Origin of the sequence: Nocardia barduliensis (assembly GCF_013315795.1) — a bacterium.
Lineage (GTDB): Bacteria > Actinomycetota > Actinomycetes > Mycobacteriales > Mycobacteriaceae > Nocardia > Nocardia barduliensis.
The window spans coordinates 1-12,111 of record NZ_JABLTE010000040.1; the positions used below are offsets into that span (position 1 = coordinate 1).

Genomic DNA, 12,111 nt, shown 5'->3' on the forward strand with positions numbered 1-12,111 from the left:
GCCGGGGGCGGGGGCTGGCGAGTGCGGGGTGAGCAACATCTCCGGGTGCGTAGCCAAGGCGATCGACGGGTTCTTCCAGCGTCTGGTCGACTCCGCGCTCAACCCACTGCTGGACCTGCTGTCACACACTCTTCTCACCACCCCCGAACCGGGCGAGCTGCCGCAGGTGGGAGCACTGTGGTCGCAGTCGTGGCAGTTGGTGGCCGCGATGTATGTGCTGGTGGTGATGGCGGCCGGGGTGCTGCTGATGGTGCGCGAGACCCTGCAGACCCGGTGGTCGATCCGCGAGCTGGCACCACGGCTGGTGGTCGGATTCATCGCCGGAGCGATGAGCATGGTGATCGCGACCACCGCGATCGGGTTCGCCAACGCCCTCGCCCAAGCGCTCGCCGGGAACGGAGTCGACTCCAATTCGGCGGCGGCGGCCTTGACCGAGTTGACCGCGACCGGCGGCACCCAGAGCGGGGTCTTCGCGTTGCTGTTGATGGTCGCGTTGATGGTGATGCTGGTCGTGCTGCTGGTCGCCTACGTGGTGCGCGTCGCGGTCACCGTCCTGCTCATCGTCGCCGCGCCGCTGGCGTTGATGTGCCACGGGTTGCCGGGCACGGAGGCGGTGGCGCGGTGGTGGTGGCGCTCGTTCGCTGCCTGTTTGGCGATCCAGGTGGTGCAGTCGCTGACGTTGGTGACGGTGCTGCGGGTGTTCCTCACCCCGGGCGGGTGGGAGTTCTTCGGCCCCGACGCGAACGGGATCGTGGACCTGATCGTGGCGCTCGCGCTGATGGGCGTGTTGATCAAGACCCCGTTCTGGCTGCTATCCGTTCTCAAGATCGGGCATGGTCGCGGCTTCGTCGGCTCCGTCGCGCGCAGCTACGTCGTCTACAAAACCTTCGGCCTGCTCAAAGGCGGCAACACACCCGGCGGGGCGCGTGCGGGTGCGGCCACACCCCGCCAGCCACGAGCACACGGACGGCGGGCCGCGACGACCGGGCTACCCGACCCCTATACGCGAGTACGTGCTACCCGCGACGGCCAGTTGATGCTTCCCCTGGAAGGCGTGCGCCGGGTCCAGCGGCCACCGAACCCGAACCACGCCGCATCCCAGCCCGACGCGACGAGCGCCGCCTCGGCTCGTGCGGCCCGCGCGGCGCGCGGGCGGCAACTCGCCTTCGACTTCACCCCGCCCGACCCCTACCGAGGGATCCGTCCCGGCCGCGACGGCCAGTACCGGCTGCCGATCCCGGTGACCAGAGTCAAGCCCACGCCACCGCCTGAACCTCCACGCGCGCCAGCGCGTGCGGCGGTGCCCCGAGGCCGTCGACCCGAGCAGCTCGCTTTCGATTTCGAGCCACCACCACCGACCGACCCCTACGAGCGTCTCCGGCCGACGCGCAGCGGCCAGTACCCGCTGCCGTTCCCGGTGACCCGCGTGAAACCTGTACCGCCGCCGCGCACGCCACCACAACCACCCCCGCCCGCGCCGGTGCGGCCGGTGGGGCGGCAACTGCATCTGCCGTTACCCGACCTGCCCGTGCGCCGCCGCGCCCCCCGCGCACCCCGAGGAGGAAAGCTCCGATGACCACGACCGTGCGCATCCCCGCCGACGTCGAACGCAGTGACCGGCTGCTGGGGCCGTTCACCGCCCGCCAGCTCGCCATCCTCGCCGCCACCGCACCGCTGCTGTACTCGGCCTGGATCGCGACCCGGGCGGTGGTCGCGCCGCTGGTGTTCCTGGCCGTGGTCGTGCCGATCGCGGCCGTGGTCACCGTCGCGATCCTCACCCGCCGCGACGGACTGCCCGCCGACCTGCTGCTGGTGGCCGCGATCCGACACCACGCCCGGCCACGTCACCTCGTGACCGAATCCGAGACAGGTGCACTCGCGGCGCCGACGTGGGTCACCGACCGAGCCACCAGAGGCCGGCCTCGCCCGCCGGTTCCGGCGACGTTGACTGCCGAGGGGTTGCGGTTACCGAAGTCGGTCACCCCCGGTGGTGGCGGTGTCGGGGTGATCGACCTCGGGGGAGACGGGCTCGCGGTGGTCGCGGTCGCGGGCACCCTCAACCTCGCCCTGCGGACCCCGGCCGAACAAGACAGCCTCGTCGGACAGCTCGCGGGCTGGCTGCACACCCTGCGCCAACCCGTCCAGATCCTCATACGTTCGGCACGCCTGGACCTGTCCGCCCACCTCGCGTCCCTGCACAGCGCCGCGCTGGACATGTCGCCGGACCTGGCCGCCGCCGCCCACGATCACGCCGCGCACCTGTCCGAGCTGGCGGCCGGGGAGGACCTGACTCGTCGCCAGGTGTTGTTGGTGTGGCGCGAACCTCTCGATACACCCGCCGCGACCGCGCCTGGTGCGAGGCTGTTCGGAGGTGGCCGGGCTCGCCGCGGCTTGTCGGCCGCCGCGCGTCGTGGAGCCGAGTCGCGACTGCTGCGTCGCATGACCGAGGCCGCCGACGTCCTCGCCCCGCTAGGGATCACGGTCACCGCACTCGATGACCTCCAGGCCGCCGCTGTGCTGAGCGCCTGCTGCAATCCCGACGCTCTGGTGTCGCCCGCCGCCGACGTCGTGGGCCGCAACGCCATCGTCACCAGCGCCGCTGGATTCGCCGACACCGACACCGTTCCCACCGACCCCTTCGCGCTCGACACCGGGTTCGCGCCGGAGTCGTTAACGATCGGCACCCGGCATCTCGAGATCGGTTCCGATTGGGCAGCGACTCTCGCGGTCACCGGATATCCACGCGAGGTGACAGCGGGCTGGCTCGCGCCACTGCTGTCGCATCCCGGACGGGTCGAGGTCGCCGTGCACATCGACCCCGTCGACCCGGTCACCGCCGCCACCCGCCTACGCCACCAGTTGGCACGGTTGGAGTCCTCCCGGATGCACGACGCGAGCCGGGGCCGCCTATCCGACCCGCAGGTCGACGTCGCGGTCGAGGACGCCGCCGAGTTGTCGGCGCGGGTTGCTCGCGCGGAGGCGCGACTGTTCCGGGTCGGGGTGTATCTCACTGTGCACGCCCACACCGAAGCCGAGCTGGCCGACGAGGTCGCCGCCGTACGGGCCTTGGCCGCGAGCCTGCTCGTGGACACCTGCACCCTGTCCTACCGCGCCGCGCAGGGCTGGGCGACCACGCTGCCGCTCGGGTTGGATTTGATCCGGGTGCTGCGCACTTTCGACACCGCCGCGCTCGCGGCGGCGTTTCCGTTTGATTCTCCGCAACTGCCGGTAGCCGACCCGGTCCGGGCCGCGCGCCCCGAGGGGGTGCTCTACGGCCGCGACGCCGCTTCGGGGTTGTTGTTCGTGGACCGGTTCGCCCCCGAAGCCCACAACCACAACATGGTGGTCTTGGGCCGCAGTGGCGCGGGTAAGTCGTATCTGGTCAAGACCGAGATCCTGCGCTCGCTGTATCGCGGTATCGAGCAGGTGGTCATCGACCCCGAAGACGAATACCGCCGCCTCGCCGAGGCAGTCGGCGGGATCCACATCCGACTCGGTGCGGGGCAGCGGCTCAACCCGTTCGACCTGGAAATCCACACCCGCGCCGATGGCCGCCGCACCGCTCCCTCCGATGCCCTGAACCGGCGGAAACTGTTCCTGCACACTCTCGTCCAGGTCCTGCTCGGTGTCCAGACATCCGAGCAGCGAGCAGCTCTGGACACAGCCTTGGCGGCGACCTACACCACCGCCGGGATCACCGACGACCCCGCCACCTGGACTCGGCCTGCCCCGATCCTGAGCGGATTGCGTGACCAACTCGCTCGGCTCGACTCGCCGGCCGCCGGGGAACTGGCCGCCGCGCTGCACCCTTTCGTGGGCGGCGGGGCCTATGCCGGGCTGTTGGACGGGCCGACCACAACCGATCCCAAGGGTGGGCTGGTGGTGTTCTCGCTGCGGGACTTGCCCGAGGAGTTGAAGACGATCGGGACCCTGCTAGTGCTGGACGCGACGTGGCGGCGGGTGTCTAGCCCGGCCGATCGGCGGCCCCGGATGGTCACGGTGGACGAGGCGTGGCTGCTCATGCGCCAGCCCGCCGGAGCGCAGTTCCTGTTCCGGGCCGCGAAGAGTTTCCGTAAGCACTGGGCCGGTCTCACCGTCGCTACCCAGGACTGCGCCGACGTGCTCTCGACCGAGTTGGGGCGCGCCATCGTCTCGAACGCCGCCACTCAGATTCTGCTGCGCCAAGCCCCACAGGCCATCGACGAGGTCGCCGCCGCGTTCCGCCTCTCCGACGGAGAACAGCAGTTCCTGCTCTCCGCGGCGCGCGGCAGCGGCCTGCTCGCCGTGGGCGGCACCGACCGCGCCGTGTTCGGGTCGCTGGCATCACCCACCGAAAACGCACTGATCACCACCGACCCCAGCGAACTCGCCACCACCAGTGATACCGGCGACACTGACATCGACATCGACCAGTTGCCGCCGCTGGCTCCACTCACCGAGCACGGCGACACGGAGGCCGGGACCGGAGACCTCGCCGACGACGACATCGACGCCGACAGCGGGGAAGAGATAATTCTCGACGGCCGGTCGACATGAGCGCGGTTTCGCCGCCCCGCGTCACCGTGCACAGGCCCCGACCACTGGGCGCGGCGGCTGCACTCGGGTCCTACCGACCCGGATGCCTACACACGGCGCTGTCGCCGACCGCGGGGACCGGGTTCACGCACCCCGGTGGTGGGTTACACGCGCACCCGACGACAGGACCGCATCGGATCACCTGCCGCGCCGCCCGGAACGCCCGTCTGCCGCCTATTCGCGGCGTGGCCGGGTCGCGGTGCCCGACCCAGAATCGGCGGCACGACAGCCCGACACGAGTTGTGCCGAACATCGCGCAGGAACACCGCACCGTGGCGCGGGCAATCCCGGGTTCGCTTGACGACGGCCGGTGTAGGGAGCGTTCATGGACCTGCATTCGGGCACGTCGACCACAACATCGATACATCGGAAAGGAGGCATCGAGATTCGTATCGGAGATGGTCATGCGGGCGAGATGCTGGCTGACCTGCAAGGACAAGGGCTATAGGAGGCACCGATGGCAACTGGGCCAGAGAAATTCCGCCAATCGACAGGACGCGGCAGCTCAACGCAACCCTCTTTCGCTGGGAAGGGGAATGCTGCCGGTAGCGGCGGGGAGGTAGATCGGACTACGTATGCACGCCCCACATCGACCACCGACCTGCAGGATCCGACCCGGCGTGGCGGTGTGAATTCGTCCGGCTCCGGCAGTCACAAACGGTGGCTCACTCGTGCAGAGGCGGGTGAATACCTGGGTGTTCACCCGCGCACTCTCGCGAACTGGGCCGCTAGGGGGCAAGGCCCCCGCTACTCGAAGCCATCCGGCAACTCGTGCATGTATCGGCTCACAGACCTGGACGCCTATCTCGAGGCGTGCATGGTGCATACCGAAGAGCAGCCCGAAGCAGCGTAAGCAAACCCCCGAAGGAAGGAAACCGCAGTGCCAAGACCAGTCACTGAACTCGGCAGCTACGGCGACATCGGCACCAAAGAGCAGGAAGACGGGAGTTGGAGGGCTTGGGCGACGTTCCGAGACTACGACGGCAAGGGCCGCCTCGTGGATGCCTGCGGGACGACGGAGAACAAAGCCAAGACGACGTTACGGAAGAAGCTCACAGCCCGTCAGAAGCAGTACAAGGGCCGCACGCGGGGCAAGGTCACTCGGGATACCCGCCTCACTGTCCTCATGGACATGTGGCTTGACGAGGTGAAACGAGACGAAGGCGTAGGCCATCAATCGTACGACCGGTACAAGGGTGAGATAGACGCGAGCGATGACAGGCGCGCTCAAAAGGATGCGGTCAAGCTGCGTCCCGCCATCGGCAACCTCCGTGTCTGGGAGGCGGATACAGGCCGACTCGATGAACACATCCAGTCGATCGCTGCTGCCGGACTGAAGTCGAAGGCACGACTGCACAAGGTTATCCTGACCGGGATCATGGGGGTCGCCGTCCGATACGGCGCCCTCCAGGAGAACCCGGTACGTGATACGTCCCGTATGCGCAGACGCAAGACGAAACCCCAGATCATCGAACGCGAACGTCTGAACGGCTTGCGTTCTCAGCTTCAGCAGTGGCTGGCAGGGAACGAGATCCCGGGAACTCCCGCGTATACCCACGGCCCGAAGCGTGATCGGCTCGTAGTCGACGTAGCCGACTTGATCCTTGGCTCTGGAGTACGCCCGGGAGAAGCGTTGGCGGCTTCCTGGGATCAGTTCGATCTCGAGGCGGAACCGGCGACATTCACCGTATCGGCGACCGTCGTCAGGCTGACCGGGAAGGGGCTGTTCCGGCAGGAGTGGGCGAAGTCTGATGCCGGTTACCGAGTCGTCGCCATTCCAGAGTTCACGACCCGCATGTTGAAGCGGCTACGAGCCGACCCGGTGCACGGGCAGATGTGTCTGGTGAAGGCGCTTCGTGAAGTGGGTGGCAGCGTGCTCGAGATCGAGGACAAGGTGCCGCTCGTGTTTCCCGGCCGGGGTGGAGTGCTCCGTGATCCGCACAACTTCAACAGGACATGGCGGGACGCACGAGGCGCACTGTACAAAGATGTGACGCAATACACATTCCGGAAGACAGTCGCGACGCTGATCGCTGAGGCGTCGGATTCGAAGACGGCCGCGAAGCAGTTGGGGCATTCTCGTGAGGGCATCACGGAGCGGCACTACATCGTCTCGCCGGAGCGGGCGCCGGACTCGTCGGCCGTGCTGGAGCTGGGGCTGGGCACGGCCAGCTGAGGAACCTTGGTGGTGAATTTTTGGTGTTTTTTTGGTGCCGGTCCGGTAGAGCGGAACGCGTACTGACCATAATCCGGTCCTGACCTGCTATTTTAGGTGCGCCATCAGGGACTCGAACCCCGAACCCGCTGATTAAGAGTCAGCTGCTCTGCCAATTGAGCTAATGGCGCGCGCCCCGTGTTCCGGTGCGGGACAAACCTTAACAGGCGGGGGCCGTAGAAGTGAAATCGCGTTCTGACCGGCGCTGATGTGATGTGCGCCCGCGCCGGTAACGCCGCGGGTCGTCGAGTTGATCTACAGGTGGTAACGCTGCAGTGACGGACGCGGTGTTCACATTGGCCTGGACGTGACGCACTGGCAGAATGTCCGGTTGTGGTCTCGACCGCCCGCGTACACGGCGGGGTGAGCGGCGTGGCGGTCGGTATCCGAAGCCATCGGTGTGTCCTGGAGCACCGAGACTTTGAAACGGGGTTGAAAATGAGTGGTGGTCAGGGTCGGCACAAGTCGGCCACACGGTGGTCGATACGGACTATCGCGGCACCGGTGATCGTCGTCGCCGTCGCCGCACTGGCGTTGACGGGATGCTCGGCATCCGACGCCACCGAGGCGGCGCAGGCGGCCATCGACCGCAACCCCATCACGGAATTGATCAAGCCCAAGCTGATGTCCCCGGTGAAGGACGGCGAAGTGGGCGTATCGCCGGGCGTTCCGATGACGTTCAAGGTGGAGGACGGCAAGTTCACCAACGTGACCTTGGTCAGCCCGCAGGGCAAGGCCGTGAGCGGCAAGCTCGCCGCCGACGGAAGGTCGTGGGAGACCACCGAGGTGCTCGGCTACGGCAAGACCTACCAGTTGAAGGCGGACGCGATCGGGCTCGGTGGCGCGAACTCCGCGACGCTCAGCTTCACCACGAGTTCGCCCGGTAACCAGACCAAGCCCTACCTGATCCCGGGAGAGGGTGAGGTCGTCGGTGTCGGCCAGCCGGTGGCCGTGCAGTTCGACGAGAACATCCCCGACCGGAAGGCCGCGCAGGACGCGATCAAGATCACCACCGAGCCGCCGGTGGAGGGTGCCTTCTACTGGGTGAACAACCGCGAGGTCCGCTGGCGGCCGGAGCATTTCTGGGCCCCGGGGACGAAGGTCACGATCGACGTGAACGTCTATGGACGTGATCTCGGCAACGGTCTGTACGGCCAGGAGAACATCCACTCCTTCTTCACCATCGGCGACGCGGTGATCTTCACCGCGGACGACGACACCAAGCAGGTGACCGTCGAGCAGAACGGTCGGGTGATCCGGACCATGCCGACCTCGATGGGCAAGGACAGCACCCCCACCGACAACGGCATCTACATCGTCGCCGACCGGCACGAGAAGATCATCATGGATTCCTCCACCTACGGCGTGGCGGTCAACTCGCCGGACGGGTACAAGACGCCGGTGGACTTCGCGACGCGGCTGTCCTACAGCGGCATCTTCTTCCACTCGGCGCCGTGGTCGGTGGGTGCGCAGGGATACAGCAACACCAGTCACGGCTGCCTGAACCTCAGCCCGGCGAACGCGCAGTGGGTCTACCAGAACGCCAAGCGCGGTGACATCACGATCGTGAAGAACACGGTGGGCGGCACCCTTTCCGGCGTGGACGGCCTGGGCGACTGGAACATCCCGTGGCCGGTCTGGAAGGCGGGCAACGCCGACGACAATCGCTGAGCCGAACTCGAACGCCGAACGGGCCACCGGAGCGAATCCGGTGGCCCGTTCGGCTTTGGGGCCGTGAGCAGGATGGCGCCGACGAAGGCAAGAAAGGCCCGGGTGGGCTCCGATCTCTCGGAGCCCACCCGGGCCTGTGGGGTGAGCGACGGGACTCGAACCCGCGACAGCCAGGATCACAACCTGGTGCTCTACCAACTGAACTACGCTCACCATCGCCGGTGAACAACCGGCGGGCTAGATATTAGCGTGTCAACCCGCTCCCGCCCTAATCGGTTTCTGGCGAGCCGTTGACCTGGGCCGATTCGGTCCGCTCTTCCGCGATGTCGGCGACCTCGGCGGCGATGGCGGCGATCTCCGTGGTGGAGGGCCCGGGCGGGGCGACGAACGCGGTTCGCCGGTAGTACTCCAGTTCCCGGATCGATTCCTGGATGTCGGCCAGCGCGCGGTGGCTCAGCCCCTTCTCCGGCTGCCCGAAGTAGATGCGCGGGTACCAGCGCCTGCACAGCTCTTTGATCGAACTCACGTCGACCATCCGATAGTGCAGGTGCGCGTCCAGCAGGGGCATGTCCCTGGCGATGAAACCGCGGTCGGTCGCGATCGAGTTACCGGCCAGCGGCACGGTGCGCGGGGTGGGGATGTACTGACGGATGTAGTCGAGCACGCGCTGCTCGGCCTCTTCGAGGGTGACGGTGGAGCGGCGGACCTCGTCGGTCAGCCCGGAGCGCGCGTGCATCTCGGCGACCACCGCCGGCATCGCGGCCAGCGCGTCGTCGTCGGCGTGGATGACGATGTCCACGCCCTCGCCGAGGATGTTGAGATCGCTGTCGGTCACCAGGGCGGCCACCTCGATCAGCTTGTCGCTGTCCAAGCGCAGGCCGGTCATCTCGCAATCCATCCACACCATGTATTTGTCGGACACCCGTGCAACATTAGCCGGGCCTAGGCTTGGTGCTCGCGGTGCGGCGCGGCAACCGCGAAGCCACTGATGCGGCCCCCGGCCCCACCGGCGGGGATACAGTTCTCTCAGATCGGCACTCGGCGTTTTCGGTGCGACAGCAAACACTGCGTAACGCAGTTCCAGTCGAGCCAGGACGGAGGACGCGCGATGACCACTCCGCAGGAGAAGGCGGCCGCGGCGCGCAAGGCCGCCGACGAGGCGGCGCGGATCGCGGCGGAGGCGGCCGCGGCCGCGGAGGCCGCGGAACGCGAGCTGGCCGAGCAGACGACCGCGGCGCGAGCCGAGCCGGTCACCGAGGGGATCGGCGTGCCCGCCGCACAGGAGATCGCCGCGGGCTACGCCTTCGAAGGCAGTGCGCTGGAGCTGGGCGCCGTCGTGGTCGACGGCAGCGTGGACCGCACCGCGCGCGTCCGTATCCCGATGCGGATGATGAACCGGCACGGTCTGGTCGCCGGGGCGACCGGCACGGGGAAGACCAAGACGTTGCAGGGCATCGCCGAGCAGTTGTCGAGCGCCGGGGTTCCGGTGGTGCTCGCCGACATCAAAGGCGATCTGTCCGGCTTGGCCGAGCCGGGGCAGCCGAGCGAAGAACTCGCCGCGCGCGCCGCGCAGACCGGCGCCGCGGACTGGGCGCCGACCGGCTTCCCCACCGAGTTCGTCGCGCTGGGCGACACCGGCCCCGGGCTGCCGATCCGCGCGACGATCAGCTCGTTCGGCCCGGTGCTGCTGAGCAAGGTGCTCGGTCTGAACGAGACGCAGGAATCCACCCTCGGCCTGATCTTCCACTGGGCCGACAGCAACGGTCTCGCGCTGCTGGACCTGAAGGATCTCCGGGCCGTGATCACGCATCTGACCAGCCCCGAGGGCAAGGAAGACCTGAAGGGCATCGGCGGCGTCTCCGCGTCGACCGCGGGCGTGATCCTGCGTGCGCTGGTGAATCTGGAGGCCGACGGCGGCGACACATTCTTCGGCGAGCCCGAACTCGACCCGGCCGACCTGGTGCGGATCGTGGACGGCAAAGGCGTGATCACGCTGTTCGAGCTGGGCGCGCAGGCGGCGCGGCCGGTGATGTTCTCCACCTTCTTGATGTGGGTGCTGGCCGACCTGTTCCAGACGCTTCCCGAGATCGGCGACGTGGACCGGCCCCAGCTGGTCTTCATCTTCGACGAGGCCCATCTCCTGTTCTCCGACGCCTCGAAGGCTTTCCTGGAACAGGTGGAGCAGACCGTCAAGCTGATCCGGTCCAAGGGTGTCGGTGTGTTCTTCTGCACCCAGCTGCCCACCGATATCCCGAATCAGGTGCTCTCCCAGCTCGGCGCGCGCATCCAGCACGCGCTGCGCGCCTTCACCCCGGACGACCAGAAAGCGTTGTCGAAGACCGTCCGCACCTATCCCAGGACCGCCGTCTACGACTTGGAGCAGGCGCTGACCTCACTCGGTACCGGCGAGGCCATCGTGACGGTGCTGTCCGAGCGGGGCGCGCCGACACCGGTGGCCTGGACCAGAATGCGGCCGCCCCGATCGCTGATGGACACCATCGGGGCGGACGCGATCACCTCGCGGGCCCTGTCCAGCCCGATGGCCTCGAAGTACGGACGGGCGATCGACCGGGAGTCGGCCTACGAGATGCTCGCCGCGAAAGTGGCCGCGGCGGCGCGGGAGCCGGAGCCCACGCCCGTCCCCGGGCGTGCCGCCAGCCGCGCGCCAGAGGAATCCGCCGCCGAACGGATCATGAACAACCCCGCGGTGCGCAGCTTCCTGCGTTCGGCGGCCAGCGCGGCCGGCCGCCAGATCACCCGCAGCTTGTTCGGGACCAGGCGTCGCTGAGCGGCGCGGGGGCGGATGTCGTCGACCGGCCGCTCAGTTGCCGAGCTTCTTGTAGAACGCGCCGGCGATGGGTGCGGTGACGGCCCGGGGTCCGTACTGCCCCGCCACACTCATCCCCTTGCTGATCAGGCCGGGAACCACGCGCATCTTGTTGCGGGCCAGCGCGTCGATGGACACCTTGGCGGTGTATTCGGAGGAGACCCACATGAAGTCGGGCACCATCCGATCGACGATGGACGCTTCGGTGGGGTCCGGCGTCTCGGTGCGCACCGGCCCGGGCGCCAGCAGCGTGACGTGCACGCCGGAGCCCTTCAGTTCGCCGCGCAGCGATTCGGAGAAGGTGTTGGCGAACGCTTTGCTCGCGGCGTAGGTGGCGTTGTTCGGAATCGGCATGTTGCCCGCGGCCGAGCCGCTGATCAGGATGCCGCCGCCGCCACGAGCGAGCATGCCGGGCAGCACGGCCAGGGTCAGATCGTGCACGGCGACGGCGTTGAGTTCCATCTGCGCGCGCTCGTAGGCCGGGTCGAGTTCGGCGACGGCGCCGAAGGTCGCGATGCCCGCGTTGTTGCACAGGATGGCGATGTCGCGGGCGGTCAGTTCCTCTACCAGCGCGCCGCGCTGGTCGCGGTCGGCCAGGTCGACGGGGCGCACCTCGGCGGTGATGCCGTGGGCGAGGGTCAGCCGCTGCGCGAGCTCGGTGAGCAGTTCGTCGCGGCGGGCGACCAGGATCAGCGAGTAGCCGCGGGCGGCGAGCTCGGCGGCGAGCGCGGTGCCGATGCCGGAGGAGGCGCCGGTGACGACCGCGCGGTTCTCGGAAGTGGGGGAGGGCAGGCTCACCCGGTGCAGCCTAGGCGATGCGGCG

General features: G+C 68.1%; 8 protein-coding genes and 2 tRNA genes. 6 read left to right on the forward strand and 4 right to left on the reverse strand.

Annotated elements, in window-relative coordinates; all coding sequences use genetic code 11:
- The 4 genes from HOV91_RS18655 to HOV91_RS40845 form a co-directional block, all read left to right on the forward strand.
- The coding region (locus tag HOV91_RS18655; protein WP_369009322.1) for a TrbL/VirB6 family protein at window positions 1-1,576 on the forward strand (1,576 nt) is incomplete at its 5' end.
- Window positions 1,573-4,536 (forward strand): PrgI family protein, encoded by a 2,964-nt coding sequence (locus HOV91_RS18660; protein ID WP_174186694.1) that lies wholly within the window; start codon window positions 1,573-1,575, stop codon window positions 4,534-4,536. The genes HOV91_RS18655 and HOV91_RS18660, both read left to right, overlap by 4 nt.
- A 496-nt stretch (window positions 4,537-5,032) precedes the next feature.
- Window positions 5,033-5,428 carry a helix-turn-helix transcriptional regulator gene (locus HOV91_RS41090; RefSeq protein ID WP_174186695.1) on the forward strand — a complete coding sequence of 132 codons (396 nt, stop codon included), beginning with the start codon at window positions 5,033-5,035 and terminating at the stop codon, window positions 5,426-5,428.
- Window positions 5,429-5,455: 27 nt separating this feature from the next.
- Window positions 5,456-6,751: a tyrosine-type recombinase/integrase gene (locus HOV91_RS40845; RefSeq protein WP_174186696.1), complete on the forward strand. Its 1,296-nt coding sequence runs from the start codon at window positions 5,456-5,458 to the stop codon at window positions 6,749-6,751.
- Window positions 6,752-6,848: 97 nt separating this feature from the next.
- Here the strand turns inward: HOV91_RS40845 and HOV91_RS18675 are convergent.
- Window positions 6,849-6,921 (reverse strand) — tRNA-Lys (locus tag HOV91_RS18675).
- A 307-nt stretch (window positions 6,922-7,228) separates the two neighbouring features.
- Here HOV91_RS18675 and HOV91_RS18680 point away from each other — a divergent pair.
- On the forward strand, window positions 7,229-8,461 hold the full coding sequence (locus HOV91_RS18680) for a L,D-transpeptidase (RefSeq protein ID WP_174186697.1): 1,233 nt from the start codon (window positions 7,229-7,231) through the stop codon (window positions 8,459-8,461).
- A gap of 137 nt (window positions 8,462-8,598) precedes the next feature.
- On the opposite strand, the gene HOV91_RS18685 is transcribed toward HOV91_RS18680, so the two are convergent.
- Together HOV91_RS18685 and orn are read right to left on the reverse strand one after the other, a co-directional pair.
- A tRNA-His gene (locus HOV91_RS18685) sits at window positions 8,599-8,674 on the reverse strand.
- A gap of 55 nt (window positions 8,675-8,729) precedes the next feature.
- Window positions 8,730-9,383: an oligoribonuclease gene (gene orn, locus HOV91_RS18690; RefSeq protein ID WP_174186698.1), complete on the reverse strand. Its 654-nt coding sequence runs from the start codon at window positions 9,381-9,383 to the stop codon at window positions 8,730-8,732.
- 186 nt (window positions 9,384-9,569) lie between these two features.
- On the opposite strand from orn, the gene HOV91_RS18695 reads away from it, so the two are divergent.
- A complete protein-coding gene (locus HOV91_RS18695) occupies window positions 9,570-11,249 on the forward strand; it encodes a helicase HerA-like domain-containing protein (protein ID WP_174186699.1) in 1,680 nt (559 codons plus the stop codon).
- A 33-nt stretch (window positions 11,250-11,282) separates the two neighbouring features.
- On the opposite strand, the gene cmrA is transcribed toward HOV91_RS18695, so the two are convergent.
- Window positions 11,283-12,086, reverse strand: coding sequence for a mycolate reductase (gene cmrA / locus HOV91_RS18700; RefSeq protein WP_174186700.1), 804 nt, complete (start codon window positions 12,084-12,086; stop codon window positions 11,283-11,285).
- Window positions 12,087-12,111: the final 25 nt, after the last annotated feature.